We start from the raw sequence: 16,987 nt of genomic DNA on the forward strand, positions 1-16,987 counted from the left end.
TCGGCCGATTCTTCATTACTCCTCAACTAGAAAGGGACTTAACGTGAACAAGTCTGAATTGATTGAAGCGATTGCTAAGGAAGCTGACATTTCCAAGGCTGCTGCCGGCAAGGCACTGGATGGTTTTACCAAGGCTGTTACCACCGCTCTGAAAAAAGGCGACACCGTAACTCTGGTTGGCTTCGGCACTTTCTACGTGGGCGAACGCGCCGAACGCAAAGGCCGCAACCCGCAAACCGGTAAAGAACTGATTATTCCGGCTGCCAAATCTCCGAAATTCCGTGCAGGTAAAGCGTTGAAAGATGCGCTGTAAACCGCACCTTCTTGCATAAATGAAAAAAGACAGGCTTTCTGCCTGTCTTTTTTCTTGCCTATGTTTTCAGGTAGCCTCTTATGCTTGGTAGTGCAGCGGAGGATTCTGGCATTAAATAAACTGTTTGGAGTTATATCGCGGATTAAATTTACTTTCGATACAAGGCAGCGAACCGCGGACGATATTCACAGTGTAGTAAAGTCAGCCAAGGCTATCGAGAAAGTTAAGTTAATTCGCTATAGCCCGCCACCCACAGAACCGTTACAATACCGCATTTAATTTTCACCACGCTTCCTTTTTATTTTTATGTTTGCCATCGTCGAAAAACACCGCCGCCTGTCTCAAGTGCTCCTTGGGCTGATTACTGTTACCTTTGTGGGATTCGGTGCCCAAACCCTTACTTCGGGTATGCACAGCAGCTATATCAGCAAAATCGGCAATACCCACATCACTGCCGAGCAAGTGCAGGAACTGCTGAGGGAAGCGCCGCGGCATAGCGACCAACCCATCAGCAAAGACGACGTTTACCAATCGCTGGTGCAGCAAGCCTATTTCGATCAGGGTGCAGCAGAGCTGGGCGTTGGCGAGCTTTCTATTGAACAAATCAAGGGTGTGATTACGCGCGATCCTTCATTCCAAGTCAACGGCCAATTCAGCCCCGAGCAGTTTCAAGCCTATCTGCGCCAAAGAGGGATTACCGAAGAGCGGCTGATTGAGGAAATGCGCAGCCAGTATCGCCGCCAAACCCTTATCAGCCTGTTGAGCAACGGCAATATCGTTAGCGACAGCCAAGCTAACCAAATCCTTGCCCTTACCGGCAGCGAGCGTGAGTTGCGTACTGCGCCCTTCAATGCGGCCGATTTTGCCAGCAAAGTACAGCCCACTGATGCCGCCTTGCGCAGCTATTTTGAAGCCAACAAAGCCAAATATGCCTTGCCTTTGGCAGTGAAGCTTGAGTTTGTTGATTTGAACGTAGAAGAGCTGGCCAAACAGCAAACTGTGAGTGCGCAGGAGTTGCAAGAGGCCTACAGCAACCTGCCCACCGCCGCCAGCGAAGCCAAGCCGCCGTTTGAGAGCGTGAAAGCCCAGCTGGAAGAGAGCGTGCGCCAGCGTAAAGCCGCCCAAGCCTTAGGTAATGCACGTGAACAGTTGGCACAACTGGCCTTCGACCACCCGGACAGCCTGCAAAAAGTGGCACAGGAAATGAAGCTGCCGCTGCAAAAACATGAAGAATGGCTCAGCCAGCCCGAAGCTGCCGCCGCCAAGCTGCCGCAAGCCGTGCAGGAAGCCATGTTCAGCGCCGAGGTGATCGAGCGCCGCCACAATTCTGAAGTATTGGATATGGGCAACGGCGTATTGCGCGTGTTGCGTGCCACCGATGTGAGCAAAGCCCGCAATCAAAGCTTTGAAGAAGCCAAGGAAGCGGTGCGCAAAGATTATGTGGCCGTGGAGAGTGCCAAGCTGGCACAAGCTGCCGCTGCTCAAGCCTTGAGCAATCTGCAAGCCGGTAAGGCAGTGGATAACCTGCAATGGAGCAATCCGGAAAAAGCCAGTGCCACCCAGCTGCAACAAGCCGTTGGCCTGCAAAACTTTGCCGCCATCGTGAAAGCCCATCCGCAAAACGGCAAACCCGGCTACGCAGTGATTACCCTGCCCAACGGTAATGCCGCCTTGGTGGAAGTACGCGCCATCAGCCTGCCGGAAAACAGCAAACAGCAGTTGCCGGAGCTGCGCCAACAAGTTGCCGGACGCAATACCGAAGCGTTCTACCGCCAATATCTGCAAGTGCTGCAACGAAAATACCCGATACAGCATGGCTCGCAGAAATTGGATCGGGATGAAAACTGATTGATTTTGCCGCTTGAAAAGGCTACCTGAAAGGTTCAGGTAGCCTTTTGCTATTTCTACTTGGCTTTGGCAGAGTGATAACAGGGAAGGGCGGCTTGGATGTTTTAATAATGTTAGGAAATCTTGGTTTGTTAAGTTGCATTCGTTCCAGCTTCTTGCGTCAATAGAGCAGAAGCAAACTGATGCCTTGTATAGAAACAATAGAAAGGCTACCTGAAACTTTCAGGTAGCCTTTCTATTGCTGCAATTATGCTTGGAGCAAGCCGCCCATCCAGCCTAACCCGCTGCCAGATTGCGCAGCTCACGCACCGCATCGGCAATTTCACCCGCAGTCAGGCCGATGGGGCCGATGCCGCGGGCGGCCAGCAGCTCTGCCGCCGTGCCGTGCATCCACACTGCCGCGCAGGCCGCATCTTGCATGGGCAGATGTTGTGCCAGCAGGGCAGCCATCAGACCGCTCAATACGTCGCCACTGCCGGCGGTGGCCAAGCCGGGGTTGCCGCTGTCGTTTTCGTACACAATCCGCCCGTCTGGCGTACACACCAAGGTTTTCGCACCTTTGAGCACCACATAGCTGCCGTAGCGCTCGGCAATATTGGAGGCCGCCAAATAGCGGTTACCCTGCACCTCTTCCACTGTAATACCCAGCAGGCGTGCCGCTTCCAGCGGATGAGGTGTAAGCACCACATTATTGGGCAAAAACATTGTTTCTACCGCCAGCAGGTTCAGCGCATCGGCATCCAGCAGCAGCGGTGCATCAGTATGGATGGCCGCTGCCGTGGTCTGCTCCAACAGCTGACGCGAGGCATCGCTCATGCCCAAGCCGCAGCCAATAGCGTAAACGCTGATGTCGCGCCGCTGCACCAGCTGCGCGGCGGTGGTGATCATGATTTCCGGATAATTAGGCAGATACGGTATCGGCAGGCTGTTTTGCGCAAAACCGAGCCATACTTTGCCCGCCCCGCCTTTCAAGGCCGCGCTGGCTGCCAGCACACCGGCGCCGGACATGCCGGCCGCGCTGCCCACCACAGCCACCGTGCCGAACGTGCCTTTATGGCTGTCTTCCGCGCGTGGTTTGATTAAAAGGGGGAAACGGAAACGGGCAGTATGCTGCCACTGCGCCAACTGCTGGGATAAATCTGCCATATCAAACCTCATGTTATTCAATTAGACAAATGCCAAGCAAACGGCATACCGAGAGTGCGGCCATTACGCCGAATATTGAGCTAGGGCAAACACGGTGCAGGCAGCCATTGACCCGGTGCCAGATCCAGCTGCCACAAATCCAACCGACCGATGCCCACGCGCACCAGCCGCAGGCAGGGGTAGCCCGCCTTGGCCGTCATACGGCGTACTTGGCGGTTTTTGCCTTCGCTGATGCGGATTTCCAACCAAAAATCCGGCACACTCTTGCGCACCCGAATCGGCGGCACACGCGACCACAGGCGGTCGGTTTCCGATTTTTCAGGTAGCCTGATCTGCGCCGGGCGGGTAACGAAATCGCCCAAATCTACGCCGTGCCGCAATAAATCCAGTTTTGCTTCGTCCGGGCTACCTTCGAGCTGCGCCCAATAGGTTTTCACCGTTTTGTGGCGCGGATCGGCAATTTTGGCTTGCAGGCGACCGTTAGCCGTGAGCAGCAGCAGGCCTTCGCTGTCGGTGTCCAGCCGCCCGGCGGGATAAACATCGGGCAGCCCGATAAACTCTTTCAGCGAGCGGTGTTTCTCGTGCGGGCTGAATTGGCAGATAACCCCATAGGGCTTGTTGAAAACGATTAAATCAGACATGGTGCGCGGGCCGGCTGGGGTTTCAGGTAGCCTTTTAGGACGAAATGGCTAGATTATATAGCCGGAATCAAAGCTATTCCAGCCGCCTACACCCGTATTCCCAAGCAACGCAAGCCATCCGGCGGTATAATCGCCTTCGGCTGAACTGAGGCTACCTGAAAATGCAAGCTGCAACAAAATTGGAGCGTAGCGAAGTTTCTGCCAAGCCAAGGCCTAATCCCATCTACATAGCGAGAATACCATGTCCCCAGCCCCCATCCGCACCGGCCGCGCCGCCGACCAACTGCGCCCCGTCAGCATCACCCCCCATTTCCTGCCGCATGCCGACGGCTCCGCCCTGATTGCCTGCGGCAACACCAAAGTGATTTGCACCGCCAGCATCGACGAATCCGTTCCGCCCTTTCTGCGCGGCAAAAACCAAGGCTGGGTAACCGCCGAATACGGCATGCTCCCCGCCTCCACCGCCAGCCGTATGCGCCGCGAAGCCGCCCAAGGCAAGCAGTCCGGCCGCACCCAGGAGATCCAACGCCTAATCGGCCGCTCCCTGCGTGCCGCCGTAGATTTGAGCCAGCTGGGCGAACGCCAAATCCTGATCGATTGCGACGTGATCCAAGCCGACGGCGGCACCCGCACCGCCAGCATCACCGGCGCATACGTCGCCCTGCATTTGGCCATTGGCAAGCTCTTGGCCGCGGGCAAACTCGCGCACAACCCGATCCGCGAAGCCGTGGCCGCCGTATCGCTCGGCATCGTCGGCGGCGTGCCCCTGCTTGATTTGGACTACCCTGAAGACTCCGGTTGCGATAGCGACATCAACCTCGTAATGACCGCCTCCGGTAACATCATCGAAATCCAAGGCACCGCCGAAGGCGACGCCTTTAGCCCCGCCGCACTCACCCAACTGCTCGCGCTCGGCCAAAAAGGCATCGTCGAGTTGCTGCAACACCAGCAGGCCGCCATTGCCGCCGCCGGATAAGGCTACCTGAAAGCCGGTTTAACGGCTCATCCATTGCAATTTCGGTGAAGCGGCGTTTTCAGGTAGCCCCAACACCGAACAGGCTACCTGAAAGTGCAGTATCAACGAAGTTATAGTGGATTAAATTTAAATCAGGACAAGGCGGCGAGCCGCAGACAGTACAAATAGTACGGCAAGGCGAGCCAACGCTGTACTGGTTTAAATTTAATTCACTATAAAACCACCTATAATCCAAACAAGAGAAACCCATGAAACTCTACACCAGCCCCACTTCCCCCTACGGCCGCCTTATCCTGCTTGCTGCCATGCCGCGGCATGATCTTGATTTCGAGATTGCCTATACTAATCCTTGGGAAAACCCCGCCGAGCTCCAAGCCCTCAACCCCTTCTCCCAAGTGCCCGTTCTGCAAATCGACAGCAACACCGTGATCGGCAACAGCCCGTTTATCTTGGATTTCCTGCTCGGCCACCCCCTGCGCACCGCCGAGCAAACCGCCACCGCCGCCTTTGCCTTCTCCCTGCTCGACCAGCTGGTGAAACTCTTCGGTCTGCAAAAATTCAAAGCCGAAAACACCCCCGACCACCCGCTCACCGAACGCGCCCGCGCCGCCTGCAGCCGAGGCCTAGCCGCTGCCCCGCAGCTGGATGCCGAGAGCGGCGATGTCGCCCACCTCGCGCTGGGCATGGCCTTGGTGTTCATGCAATACCGCCTGCCTGATTTGCAGCCCCACCTCAGCCCTGCCAACCAAAAGGCATTGGCACAATTTACCGCCCGCGCCGACGTGCGCGCCGTGTCGCCGGAAAACTTGGAAACCCGCCCCGCCACCTTGGCGCAGCTGCGGCAGAGCTTGGTTTAGTCATAGCCGTATTCCTGTCGGTACGGCAATAAGCTACCTGAAGCTAAATTTCCTGCTACGGTTTTTCAGGTAGCCTCTCTATCCGTTATCAAAACCATATCGGGAAACAAGAAAGGAAACTCAGTATGAACACCCCGCAAACCGCCATCATCCCGGAAACCATCACCGCCGCCATTTATATCGAGGCCGACGTGCGCGATGCGGCCAAAGTCAAAACCGCCTGCCGCGAAGTCCTCGCCGCGCTGGCCGACTGCCAAACCCGTTTCCCCGGCCACGAGTTGGGTATGACCATCGCCTTCGGTGCAGACTTCTGGCGCGATCTGAACCATAGCGGCGAAGGCGAAGAAATCCGCCCGTTCGTGCCGCTGGGCAACGGCCTGTGTCCGGCTACTCAGTGTGATGTGATGATCCATATCCAATCCACTCATACCGGCCTGAACTATGTGTTGGCAGAAAAAGTGCTGGCGGTTTTCGGGCAATCGCTTGAGGTGAAAAACGAAACCCACGGCTTCCGTATGCCGGAAGAGCGAGGGTTAGACGGCTTTGTGGACGGCACAGAAAACCCGCACGGCGACGAAGAAATCGCCTCCGTCGGCATCATTGCCGAAGGGAAAAGCGCGGGCGGCAGCTATGTGGTGCTGCAACAATACCTGCACGACCTGCAAAAATGGGATAGTATCAGCGTGAAGGAGCAGGAACAGTCCGTTGGCCGAAGTAAAGTCGATAACATCGAATTTGCCCGTGAAGACCGTTTGCCCGATTCGCACCTGGGCCGCACCAACATCAAGGAAAACGGCGTCGGCCTGAAAATCGTGCGCCGCAGCCTGCCTTTCGGCCAAGTGAGCGGCGAGCACGGCCTGCAATTCATCGCCTACAGCGCCAGCCTGCACAATATCGACGAACAACTGAAATTCATGTTCGGCGAAAAAGACGACAAAATCGACCTGCTGCTGAAACATATGTCTACCGCCAAGCGTAGTGCCTACTACTACGCGCCGAGCGTGGAGCGCTTGGCTGATCTGTGATGCTGCGGATTGGTTTGGTTGGTTGACAATACAAAGGCTACCTGAATTTCAGGTAGCCTTTAATTTGATAAGAATGTGGGGGCTATGTAGAAAAGGCTACCTGAAAACATTGCGGAACAGCGCCACGTTTGTTTCAGGTAGCCTTACTTCTCGCTATCAAGCAATCTAATTAATCAAACTGTTTCCTGATCAGCCGGCTTGCCGCGGGCCATTTTGCCGATGATGCTGCCGAGCACAATCCCGGCCAGGGCGAAGGGCAGCCACTCCAGCGAATAGGCTTTCAGCGGCAGTTGCTCGGTAAAGCCTGCGCCGGCCACGGAGAGGATGGAAACCGCGGTAGCCAGGCCGGTGGCGAGGCGGTGGGCAAGCAGGGGTATCGGGCGGATGAAGTTGTCGATAATCAGCAGCAGCAGGATGGTCATGGCAATCGGGTAGAGCACCATCAATACGGGCACCGATTTGCCGATAACGGCGCTCAAGCCTTGGTTGGCCAGGATGAAGCTCACGAGGGTTACGGCGATGACGTAGCTGCTGTAGCGGATGCGCGGGAACAGGCCGTAGAAGAATTCGCCCACGGCGGTCACCAAGCCGACCGAGGTGGTGAGGCAGGCGAGGGTAACGATGATGCCGAACAGGATACGGCCGAAGCTGCCGAAGGTTTGGTAGGCGGCGGTATTGAGCAGGAAGGAGCCGATGTCTTGCTGTTTGGCAGACAGGTCGGCCAGGGTGTCGGGCGACACGGGCAGACGGTTGCTCACCCAGGCCAGGCCGACATAAATAATAGCCAGCGATACGGCGGCGATGATGCCGGCCACAAAAGTTTGCTTCATCACCACTTGGTTATCGCGCTGATCCGCCGGCATTTTGGCCTTAATGGCGTTGATCACAATTACGGAAAAGGCCACGGAGGCAAGCACGTCCATGGTTTGGTAGCCACCGATAAAACCGGCCAAGAAGGCGGATTGGTCGCCAAAGTTGGCAGCCGGCATGGTGGGCGGATTGCCGTAGAGCCACCACACGGATTTGCCGATCAGGGCAAGGATGGCGATGAGCAGGGCAGGGGTGAGGATGGCGCCGATGCGCTCGACCATTTTGGAGGGGTTCAGGCTCAGCCACAGGGTGACGGCGTAGTAAACCACGGTGAAGGCGAGAAGCGAGGTGCGGCCGGCTTCACCGATAAAGGGCAACACGGCCATTTCGTAGGAGGTGGCGCCGGTGCGCGGGATGGCGAAGAAAGGGCCGATGGTGAGATAAATCGCCATCAGGAAAATGACGGCAAACCAAGGGTGGATGCGGGTGAGGGCGGTTTTGTAGCCGTTATGGTAGAAAGCGCTTACCACGATGCCTAACAGCGGCAGGCCGACGCCGGTGATTACGAAGCCGAGGAGGGTGCTCCAGAATTCGGGGCCGCTATTGAGGCCGAGGGTGGGCGGGAAAATCAGGTTGCCGGCGCCAAAAAAGATGGCGAACAGCATAAAGCCGATAATAAAGGTGTTCTTATTCATGAGTTTTCTAGCGGGCTGCTATTGCTTGTATAGAGCCGAGAGCCGAGGTAAAAAGGCGTTATGATACCGAATCAGCTGCTAAAGGGGTAGGGCGGTGAGGTAAATGGATTTTTACTTCGTTGAAGCCGATGTTTTCAGGTAGCCTCTTACCAGCTTGAGGCTACCTGAAAAAAGGGTTTATCTGAAACCTGGTTTGCATGGAGCAAGATATGTAAAACGCTTTATCCCGACAGCGGGAAACAGTATAATCTGACACTTTCGCCGACGAATTAACCCTTTCTTTCCTTGCGCTGATTTTATGCCGCTGCTGTCTATCGAATTTGCTGCCTTTTTCCTGTGCTTCTTCCCCGTTTATTGGCTGTTAGCCAAGCATCCGCGCTGGCAGAATTGGCTGTTGCTGTTTGCCGGTTTGGGTTGGCTGTGGCATTTGCACTGGGGCTTCGCTGTGGCGGTGTTGGTGTTTTCGCTGGGGGTTACGCTGATTGCGGCCGGTTTATCGCAAGGCAAAGCGCAGGCGGTTCGGCGCAGATGGCTCGCGGCAGGCGTGCTGTTGGCGGTGTTGAATTTGTCATTTTTCAAATATGTAGATTTCTTCCTGCCACTGTTGCAGCGCGGCGGGCAAGATGCGGCGTTGGGCATTTTGATGCCGCTGGGCATTTCCTACTACACCTTTCAAGGCGTGGCTTATTTGGTGTCGCTCTACCGCAATGAAGATGTGCGGCTCAAATGGCGCGAGCTTTTGCTGTATTTCAGCTTTTTCCCCACCATTACTTCCGGTCCGATTGCCCGTGCCGGCCAATTAAAAAGCATCTACGGCACAGACGGCGGCATGGCAGCGCAAATCCGCAGCGAACAGCCGCGCGTTATCATCCGCCCGGCATTGGCTATCGGCCTGATTGTGCTGGGTATCTGCAAAAAATGGTGGCTGGCCGGGGCGCTGGGCGGCAACTGGGTAGACCCGGTATTTGAAAATCCGCTGCAATACGATGCCATCACGGTGCTCACCGCGATGTATGGCTATACCGTTCAGCTGTTTATGGATTTTTCCGGGTACACCGATTTAGTGGTGGGCATGGCCATGCTGCTCGGCTTTCAGCTGCCGCAAAACTTCGCCATGCCGCTGCGCGCGTTTAATCTGCGCGACTTCTGGGACCGTTGGCACATCACGCTCTCCACTTGGATTCGCGACTACATCTATATCCCGCTGGGCGGCAGCCGCAAAGGCTGGTGGCGCACGCAAATCAATTTGATGATTGCCATGCTGCTCTCCGGCATTTGGCACGGCCACGGCTGGAATTTTTTGCTGTGGGGCGCGTTGCACGGCGTGGTGCTGGTCGGGCTGAATATCGGCGACAAGATTTTGGGCGGGCGAGAGAAATTATCCGGCTCATCCCGCTTTGGCAAGCTAGTGGCAGTGCTGTTTACCGTAAACTTCGTCTGCCTCTCCTTCGTGGTATTCCGCACTGCCAGTCTGGCTGATGCCGGGCTGATGTTCCGTTCGTTGTTCGGTGGTGGCGGCAGCGGCGTACCGGAGTTTGAAACCCTGCTGGTACTGGGTGCAATGGTGTTTGCGCTGGCTGCATATGGCCTCTTGGCCAAGCTGTTTAATGGTGCAGTGGCATTGTTGGAACGCCTGCCGATGTGGACATGGCCGCTGCCGATGGGCGCTGCGATGTGGCTGCTGATGGTGTTTGCTCCTTCCGGCATCCCCGGCTTTATGTATGCTAACTTTTAATAACTATAATAATAAGAAAGGATTAAGCAGTCATGAATCCCAGTAAAGCCAAGCGCAGAGCCAATAAGCACAAACACCGCGATCAAGCTGCCCGCCGTAAATTGAGCGTGGAAAAACGCCCAGAGCAGTTGGAGTTGCCGGTATCGATGCCGGAGCAAGTTGCAGCCAAACCCGAATCGCAGGCTAAGGCCGCAGCCCAACAGAAAACTAAACCTGCAGCCAAAGCGGCTAAAGCTGAGACTATATCGTCCTCTCGTTTTCAGGTAGCCTCAGGCCAAACAACCAGAGCAGGGCATAAAGCGCCACAGCGTAAACCAAAATCTGCGCAATATGCTACCGTACGGCCGGCCAAAACCGCCCGCCCCGTAGCAGATGCTGCCAGTCTGTCCAGTCCAGCATCGGATAAACAAAACAAGCCTGCTTCGCCGGTGTGGCGGCTATATGTGGCCATGCTGCTTACTGCGCTGCTCACGGTGTGGTTCAGCCAAGATTCCATCAATGCCTATTGGCAACAAACCTACCACCGCGCCAGCCCCTTGGAAAAATTAAACGACTACGGCTGGTGGCGCAGTGGCAGCCATTGGCAACAGGCTGCTCTAGAGCGGCACGAGGCCGCCTTAAGCTGGCTGGAAACCAAAAATGAAAGCTGGCGCCAGCAGCATACCGCCGAGCATGCGCCACCGAGTATAGTAGTATTGCCTACTGAACCTACCGTGCCTTCTGAGGCTGAGGCTAAGCCTGCTTCTGCGCCAGTTGTAGCGCAAAACACTGCGTCCAAACCGCTGCCGGAGCGCGTGCAGCTTTCGGCTGGCGACAAAGTATTTTTTGCCGGCGATTCTATGATGGAAGGCGTAGCGCCGCATGTACAAAGATGGTTGAGCAGCCAATACGGCATCGATTCGCTCAACCTCAGCCGCCAAAGCACCGGGCTGTCCTATCCCAGCTTCTTCGACTGGCCGGCTACTATAGAAAAAACCTTGCGGGAAGATCAAAAAATCAGGTTGCTGGTGGTGTTCCTGGGGCCGAACGACCCTTGGGATTTCCCCAATCCCGAACCGGGCACTCGAGGCTACCTGAAATTCCAAAGCCCAGAATGGGAACAGGTGTACCGACAGCGTATCGAACGCATTGTGACAGCCGCCAAGGCTGCCGATGTGCAGATTATTTGGCTGGGCGTGCCGCTGATGAAGAGCAGCCGACTCAATGCCCAAATGCGCTACCTAGACAGCCTGTTTGCCAGCGAGCTGGCCGGGAAAACCATCTGGCTGCCCACCGATAAAATCATGGGCGGCGAAGACGGGCAATACCGCGACAGCATCATCATCAACGGGCAAACCGTCCGCTTGCGCAGCAAAGACGGTATTCATTTCACCATAAAGGGACAACAGTTTCTGGCCGACCAGATAGCAGGCCGTATCGACTACCGACCTGCCAATGCCGTTGCGCCAGCCACCCCTGCCGCCTCCGAAACCGTGATGGCGAGTGGAAAATCATAATTGAAGGATAGCTAGAGTAATGTTGTTTTCCAAAAAAGGCCGCAAGCTGGCCTTGATGACCGCCTGCCTGCTCGCCTGCCAGGCCTGCAGCGCCGAAACCGCCGCCCAAGGCACGCCTGAAAAAGCCGAGCTTACTAACTACGGCAGCTGGCAGCCTGTGTGGCTCGACAAGCTGCAACGGCTTAACCGTGGCGGCGACGTGAAATTCCGTATCATCCAGCTGGGCGACTCCCATACCGCCGGCGACTACTTTACCAACGAATTGCGCACCCGTTTGCAGCAGCAGTGGGGCGATGGCGGCATCGGCTGGGTGTATCCCAACACCGTATCCGGCCAGCGTAATGCCCAAGTGCTGCATAGCAGCAGCGGTTGGCAGGTGTTGAGCAACCGCAATGCCCGTGCCGATTTTCCGCTGGGCGGCATTCTCAACCGCTCCTCCGGCGGCGGTGGCAGCGTAACCGTTAATCCACGCACCCCCATCGGCGAAGCCCAGCAGATCACCATCACTGCCCGCCCCGTGTTTGCCGACAGCGAGCTCAAAGTACACGATTCGCAAGGCAGCCAAGTTGCCTCTCTGCCCAACCTCGGCAGTAACGCTTGGCAGTATTTCTCCTTCACCTCCCGGCTGCCGCTCAGTTACCGCGCCCAAGCCGGCGATATTTGGGAAATCGGCCACATCAACATTGAAAACAACCGCCCCGGTGTAATCGTATCCGCCATGGGCATCAACGGCTCGCAGCTCTCGCAATGGAGCGGCTGGCGTGCCGATTGGCAGCAGGATTTGTCTGCCACCCAAGCTGATTTGGTTATCCTGGCCTACGGTACCAACGAAGCGTTTAACAGCCACCTCGATATGGTGCAAACCAAGCGTATTTGGGCCGATACCATCCACAAAATCCGCGAAGCGCTGCCCGGTGCCGGCATCCTGATTATCGGCGCACCCGAGTCGCTTAAAGGGCGGCATGGCCAATGCGGCCAACGCCCGCCTTATCTGGATGCCATGCAGCAAATGCAACGCGACGTAGCACAGCAGGAGCAAATCCTGTATTGGTCATGGCAGGCCGCCATGGGCGGTGCGTGTAGTATGAAAAGCTGGATGGCACAAGGTTTAGGCGCGCGCGACGGTGTACACTTCACCGCCCAAGGCTACCAAACCGCTGCCGGCAAGCTGGCCGACGACCTCATCAAACTGGCTAATAAATAACCCGCCACACCGATTTCAGGTAGCCTCAGATAAGAGGCTACCTGAAAGCCAATTAACAAGTTAATTGCAGTTCAATCAATCCGGTGTAACCCAAGCAATATTTTCAGGTAGCCTGCAATACATCCAAGGCTACCTGAAAATACAATAGGCCAATTACCCATTCGCTACGGAGCCCAACCATGCCGAAACGCCAAGACATTATCCGCTGGTGCAACGAATTCTTGCGCACTGCCGAATTCCACGACTATGCCCCCAACGGCCTGCAGGTGGAAGGGCGGGAAGAGGTACGCAAAATCGTGTGTGCCGTTACCGCCAGCCAGGCTGCCATCGATTATGCCGTGGTGCAGAATGCCGATATGCTCCTGGTGCACCACGGCCTGTTTTGGAAAAGCGAGCCGATTACCATTACCGGCTGGAAACACCGCCGCATCGCCACACTTATCCGGCACAACATCAATATGGTCGGTTATCACCTGCCGCTCGATGCCCACCCTGAACTGGGTAATAACGCTCAGCTGGCAGTACGCATGGGGTGGCACATAGAAGGCCAAGCCGGTGAGCAAAACCTACTTATGTTCGGCACACCAGAGGCAGAGGCAGACGGCAATGCGCTGCTGGCTAACCTGGCTGAACGTTTGGGGCGCCAACCGGTATCTGCCGGTGATTTGTCGCGACCGGTGCGTAAGCTGGCTTGGTGTACCGGCGGGGCACAGGGCTTTTTCCAACAGGCAATCGATATGGGCGCAGATGCCTTCGTTACCGGCGAGATTTCTGAAGCGCAATATCATTTGGCGCAGGAAAATGGCGTGCTGTTTGTGAGTGCCGGCCACCATGCTACCGAACGTTACGGCATCCAAGCGCTGTCGGCACGGCTGCAACAAGAGTGGCCGCTGGAATGCTTGTTCTTTGATGAAGATAATCCGGCTTGAGTTGAACTGGGCAGTGTAATCTTTACATTTTGTTTTTCAGGTAGCCTTTGGCTGTATTTTTATCATGTGAATAAGCTGTTGCATTGTTGCACTTATGCCCACGCAACCTGCCGTGGTAAGACAAATCTTTACTTTATTTCAAATATTGCTTTAAGTGTTGATTTAGATTAAGGTAAAATCACGCCGCTGCGTTATTGGCAGCATTGAGGCCTTTGCAAAGTTTACCGCCCTGCGGTGCCACAACGGCTGTTGTGCAAAGGCCTCAGTATTTCGGATTTTCAGAGTATTAGGATGATTGAGTAATGACTAACCAAGAAATCAATCAGGAACGGCGGCGCTTTTTAGTGCTGGCCACTGCCGGCGCCGCCGGCGTGGGCGCACTAGGGGTAGCCACGCCTTTCGTTGCCAGCTTTTTCCCTTCGGAAAAGGCTAAAGCGGCCGGTGCGCCGATCGACATCGATGTGAGCAAAATCGAAGCCGGCCAGTTGGTTACCGCCGAATGGCGCGGCAAACCAATCTGGGTGCTCAACCGCACCGAGCAGCAGTTGAAGGATTTGCCTTCCTTAAACGCTGAATTGGTCGATCCCTCCTCCACTGCTGCCGACCAGCAGCCGGAATACTGCCAAAACGAACTGCGCTCCATTAAAGGCAAAGATAATATCTGGGTGGCCATCGGTATTTGTACCCACTTGGGTTGCTCGCCCACTTTCCGTCCCGACCTCGCTCCTGCCGATTTGGGTGCGAACTGGAAGGGCGGTTTCTTCTGCCCCTGCCACGGCTCCAAATTCGACTTGGCCGGCCGCGTGTTCAAAGGCGTGCCAGCACCGTCCAATCTGGTGATTCCTCCTTATAAATACCTGTCTGAAACCACCATCCGTGTGGGCGAAGACGGCTGATACCGGGGAACAAATCATGACCAATCAAACCAATAATAAAGCCAAAGCATTGCTCGATTGGGTGGACGCGCGTTTCCCCCTTTCTAGAATGATGAAGGAACACGTAACCGAATATTACGCACCGAAAAACTTCAATTTTTGGTATTTCTTCGGTTCGCTGGCCTTGCTGGTGCTGGTGATTCAAATTGTCAGCGGCATCTTCCTCACCATGAACTACAAGCCAGACGGTAACTTGAACCAATACCATCTGCCTGCTGCGTTTACCGCAGTGGAATACATCATGCGCGATGTGTCCGGCGGCTGGATTATCCGCTATATGCACTCTACCGGCGCCTCGATGTTCTTCATCGTGGTGTATCTGCACATGTTCCGCGGCCTGATTTACGGCTCGTTCAAAAAACCACGCGAACTCGTGTGGGTGTGCGGCGCGCTGATTTTCCTCGCCCTGATGGCAGAGGCCTTTATGGGCTACCTGCTGCCTTGGGGCCAAATGTCGTTTTGGGGTGCGCAGGTAATCATTAATCTGTTCGGCGCCATCCCCGTAATCGGCCCGGATTTGTCCACTTGGATTCGCGGCGACTTTAACGTTTCCGACGTTACGCTCAACCGCTTCTTCGCCTTGCACGTGATTGCTGTGCCGCTGGTGCTGGTTGGCCTGGTGGTGGCACATCTGATTGCACTGCATGAAGTGGGTTCCAACAACCCAGACGGCGTGGAAATTAAAAAGCTGAAAGATGAAAACGGTATCCCGCTCGACGGCATCCCTTTCCATCCGTATTACACCGTGAAAGACATTTTGGGCGTGGTGGTATTCCTAATTGTATTCTGCTCCATCATGTTCTTTGCCCCTGAAGGCGGTGGCTACTTCCTCGAAGCCCCCAACTTCGATCCGGCCAACTCGCTGAAAACCCCGGCACACATTGCTCCGGTGTGGTATTTCACTCCGTTCTACGCCATTTTGCGCGCCATCCCCTCGTTTGCCGGCACGCAAGTGTGGGGTGTGATCGGCATGGGTGCGGCAGTGATTCTGATTGCCCTCCTGCCTTGGCTTGATCGCTCGCCGGTGAAATCCGTGCGCTACCGCAACACCACCTTCAAAACCATGCTGGTGCTGTTCCTGATTGCCTTCATCGGTTTAGGTATTCTCGGTGCGCAAGTGGCTACTGATCTCAGAACAGAAATTGCCCAATCGTTCACGATTTTCTATTTCCTGTTCTTCCTCGGCATGCCGATTTACACCAGCCCTGAGCGTCCGAGCCTGGCTGCGTTTAAACAGCAGCTGCGCTCTCGTCCATTGGCTGCGCTGTTTGCCGCAGGCTGGGTGGGCGGCGTGATGCTGATTGCAGTGCTGGTGAGTATTTACGATCTATACCTGCTTGCTCGCCTGTTTTTCGCCGACCCGTTCCAAATTCAAACCCTGCTGATCCGTGTGTTCTCAGTACTGTATATGGCCTTCTTCTTTGTTGGCACGCTGCTGAATACCAAGCTGAATGCGGATCAAGCAGTGCCGGAACGTGTAACCATGAGCACTACCCGCCAAAAAATCATGTTCTTTGTGTATGCAGCCATTACATTGGCGGGTGCGTATCTGTTTGCCAACAGCATTTAACAGGAGCGGCGAAATGAAAAAACAATGGAAAAACTGGCTGGCCGCGCTGATGTTGGCCTTGCCGCTAAGTGCCAACGCCTCCGGCGGCGGCCACTACGAACATGTAGATATCGACTTGGGCGACCAAGTGAGCCTGCAACGCGGCGCACAAATTTTCGCCAACTACTGCCTTTCCTGCCATTCGGCCAGCGGCATGCGCTACAACCGCTTGCAGGACTTGGGCTTGAGTGAAGACGAAATCCGCAAAAATCTGATGTTCACCACCGATAAAACCGGCGATGTGATGCAGTCTGCCATGAATCCGGAAGATGCCAAACGCTGGTTTGGTGCCGAGCCGCCGGATTTAACCCTGATTGCCCGTTCGCGCGGTGCGGATTACCTCTACGCCTATTTGCGTGGCTTCTACAAAGACCCGAGTCGCCCAACCGGCTGGAACAACCTGGTGTTCGACAAAGTCGGCATGCCGCACCCCTTGTGGGAGCAGCAGGGTATCCGCGCAGTGGAGCTCGACAGCAAAGGCCAGCCCGTAATGGTGAAAGACGAACACGGCAACCTGGTGCCCAAGCTGTATTGGGAAGCCACCGGCCTGCATAGCCGCCGCCTGCCTAACGGCGAAGTGAGCGCCAAAGAGTTCGACCTCTACGCCAAAGACCTCGTTGCCTATCTGGTGTATATGGGCGAACCCGCGCAGCTGCAACGCAAACAAATCGGCTACGGCGTGTTGCTGTTCCTGTTTGCCATCATGCTGCCGTTGGCCTACTTCCTGAAAAAGGAATACTGGAAAGACGTGCACTAAGCAGTACCGCA

The 16,987-nt window shown here is 55.6% G+C and carries 15 protein-coding genes; 12 read left to right on the forward strand and 3 right to left on the reverse strand.

Features of this window, described 5'->3' with window-relative positions:
* Positions 1-43: 43 nt before the first annotated feature.
* Both CKV94_RS10325 and CKV94_RS10330 read left to right on the forward strand, forming a co-directional pair.
* Positions 44-313: an HU family DNA-binding protein gene (locus tag CKV94_RS10325; protein WP_023886502.1), complete on the forward strand. Its 270-nt coding sequence runs from the start codon at positions 44-46 to the stop codon at positions 311-313.
* Between the two features lie 306 nt (positions 314-619).
* Entirely contained in the window at positions 620-2,161 is a 1,542-nt protein-coding gene (locus CKV94_RS10330) for a peptidylprolyl isomerase (RefSeq protein ID WP_003822634.1), read from the forward strand.
* Positions 2,162-2,437: 276 nt separating this feature from the next.
* On the opposite strand, the gene CKV94_RS10335 is transcribed toward CKV94_RS10330, so the two are convergent.
* Both CKV94_RS10335 and CKV94_RS10340 read right to left on the reverse strand, forming a co-directional pair.
* Positions 2,438-3,307 carry an NAD(P)H-hydrate dehydratase gene (locus CKV94_RS10335; RefSeq protein WP_050754434.1) on the reverse strand — a complete coding sequence of 290 codons (870 nt, stop codon included), beginning with the start codon at positions 3,305-3,307 and terminating at the stop codon, positions 2,438-2,440.
* Between the two features lie 80 nt (positions 3,308-3,387).
* A complete protein-coding gene (locus tag CKV94_RS10340; protein ID WP_003822637.1) occupies positions 3,388-3,948 on the reverse strand; it encodes a pseudouridine synthase in 561 nt (186 codons plus the stop codon).
* A 241-nt stretch (positions 3,949-4,189) separates the two neighbouring features.
* On the opposite strand from CKV94_RS10340, the gene rph reads away from it, so the two are divergent.
* The 3 genes from rph (at position 4,190) to CKV94_RS10360 (ending at position 6,806) form a co-directional block, all read left to right on the forward strand.
* The gene (gene rph, locus CKV94_RS10345) at positions 4,190-4,924 is read left to right on the forward strand and encodes a ribonuclease PH (RefSeq protein WP_035580064.1); all 735 of its coding nucleotides are present in this window, start codon (positions 4,190-4,192) and stop codon (positions 4,922-4,924) included.
* A gap of 248 nt (positions 4,925-5,172) precedes the next feature.
* Positions 5,173-5,781, forward strand: coding sequence for a glutathione S-transferase family protein (locus CKV94_RS10355; RefSeq protein WP_003822643.1), 609 nt, complete (start codon positions 5,173-5,175; stop codon positions 5,779-5,781).
* Between the two features lie 125 nt (positions 5,782-5,906).
* Complete coding sequence (locus tag CKV94_RS10360; protein WP_003822644.1) at positions 5,907-6,806, forward strand: Dyp-type peroxidase; 900 nt, start codon at positions 5,907-5,909, stop codon at positions 6,804-6,806.
* Positions 6,807-6,979: 173 nt separating this feature from the next.
* Here CKV94_RS10360 and brnQ read toward each other — a convergent pair whose 3' ends face one another.
* Entirely contained in the window at positions 6,980-8,311 is a 1,332-nt protein-coding gene (brnQ, locus tag CKV94_RS10365) for a branched-chain amino acid transport system II carrier protein (protein ID WP_003822646.1), read from the reverse strand.
* 298 nt (positions 8,312-8,609) lie between these two features.
* Here brnQ and CKV94_RS10370 point away from each other — a divergent pair, with 298 nt between their 5' ends.
* The 7 genes from CKV94_RS10370 to CKV94_RS10400 all read left to right on the forward strand — a co-directional run bounded on the left by CKV94_RS10370 (position 8,610) and on the right by CKV94_RS10400 (position 16,976).
* On the forward strand, positions 8,610-10,046 hold the full coding sequence (locus CKV94_RS10370) for an MBOAT family O-acyltransferase (RefSeq protein ID WP_003822647.1): 1,437 nt from the start codon (positions 8,610-8,612) through the stop codon (positions 10,044-10,046).
* Positions 10,047-10,495: 449 nt separating this feature from the next.
* The gene (locus CKV94_RS10375) at positions 10,496-11,542 is read left to right on the forward strand and encodes an SGNH/GDSL hydrolase family protein (RefSeq protein ID WP_141744159.1); all 1,047 of its coding nucleotides are present in this window, start codon (positions 10,496-10,498) and stop codon (positions 11,540-11,542) included.
* Positions 11,543-11,561: 19 nt separating this feature from the next.
* On the forward strand, positions 11,562-12,746 hold the full coding sequence (locus tag CKV94_RS10380) for an SGNH/GDSL hydrolase family protein (protein WP_003822651.1): 1,185 nt from the start codon (positions 11,562-11,564) through the stop codon (positions 12,744-12,746).
* 179 nt (positions 12,747-12,925) lie between these two features.
* Positions 12,926-13,675 carry a Nif3-like dinuclear metal center hexameric protein gene (locus CKV94_RS10385; protein WP_003822652.1) on the forward strand — a complete coding sequence of 250 codons (750 nt, stop codon included), beginning with the start codon at positions 12,926-12,928 and terminating at the stop codon, positions 13,673-13,675.
* Between the two features lie 302 nt (positions 13,676-13,977).
* Positions 13,978-14,571, forward strand: a complete 594-nt coding sequence (gene petA, locus CKV94_RS10390) for a ubiquinol-cytochrome c reductase iron-sulfur subunit (protein WP_003822653.1) — start codon at positions 13,978-13,980, stop codon at positions 14,569-14,571.
* 16 nt (positions 14,572-14,587) lie between these two features.
* On the forward strand, positions 14,588-16,180 hold the full coding sequence (locus tag CKV94_RS10395; protein WP_049258763.1) for a cytochrome b: 1,593 nt from the start codon (positions 14,588-14,590) through the stop codon (positions 16,178-16,180).
* Between the two features lie 13 nt (positions 16,181-16,193).
* Positions 16,194-16,976: a cytochrome c1 gene (locus CKV94_RS10400; RefSeq protein ID WP_003822656.1), complete on the forward strand. Its 783-nt coding sequence runs from the start codon at positions 16,194-16,196 to the stop codon at positions 16,974-16,976.
* The last annotated feature ends 11 nt before the right edge of the window (positions 16,977-16,987 follow it).

The organism is Eikenella corrodens (genome assembly GCF_900187105.1).
GTDB classification, from domain to species: Bacteria; Pseudomonadota; Gammaproteobacteria; order Burkholderiales; family Neisseriaceae; genus Eikenella; species Eikenella corrodens.

Bases quoted from the DNA above. Each gene is read 5' to 3' on its own strand.
- CKV94_RS10330 (WP_003822634.1), top strand. From the start codon at position 620: ATGTTTGCCATCGTCGAAAAACACCGCCGCCTGTCTCAAGTGCTCCTT.
- CKV94_RS10335 (WP_050754434.1), bottom strand. From the start codon at position 3,307: ATGGCAGATTTATCCCAGCAGTTGGCGCAGTGGCAGCATACTGCCCGT.
- CKV94_RS10340 (WP_003822637.1), bottom strand. From the start codon at position 3,948: ATGTCTGATTTAATCGTTTTCAACAAGCCCTATGGGGTTATCTGCCAA.
- rph (WP_035580064.1), top strand. From the start codon at position 4,190: ATGTCCCCAGCCCCCATCCGCACCGGCCGCGCCGCCGACCAACTGCGC.
- CKV94_RS10355 (WP_003822643.1), top strand. From the start codon at position 5,173: ATGAAACTCTACACCAGCCCCACTTCCCCCTACGGCCGCCTTATCCTG.
- CKV94_RS10360 (WP_003822644.1), top strand. From the start codon at position 5,907: ATGAACACCCCGCAAACCGCCATCATCCCGGAAACCATCACCGCCGCC.
- brnQ (WP_003822646.1), bottom strand. From the start codon at position 8,311: ATGAATAAGAACACCTTTATTATCGGCTTTATGCTGTTCGCCATCTTT.
- CKV94_RS10370 (WP_003822647.1), top strand. From the start codon at position 8,610: ATGCCGCTGCTGTCTATCGAATTTGCTGCCTTTTTCCTGTGCTTCTTC.
- CKV94_RS10375 (WP_141744159.1), top strand. From the start codon at position 10,496: ATGCTGCTTACTGCGCTGCTCACGGTGTGGTTCAGCCAAGATTCCATC.
- CKV94_RS10380 (WP_003822651.1), top strand. From the start codon at position 11,562: ATGTTGTTTTCCAAAAAAGGCCGCAAGCTGGCCTTGATGACCGCCTGC.
- CKV94_RS10385 (WP_003822652.1), top strand. From the start codon at position 12,926: ATGCCGAAACGCCAAGACATTATCCGCTGGTGCAACGAATTCTTGCGC.
- petA (WP_003822653.1), top strand. From the start codon at position 13,978: ATGACTAACCAAGAAATCAATCAGGAACGGCGGCGCTTTTTAGTGCTG.
- CKV94_RS10395 (WP_049258763.1), top strand. From the start codon at position 14,588: ATGACCAATCAAACCAATAATAAAGCCAAAGCATTGCTCGATTGGGTG.
- CKV94_RS10400 (WP_003822656.1), top strand. From the start codon at position 16,194: ATGAAAAAACAATGGAAAAACTGGCTGGCCGCGCTGATGTTGGCCTTG.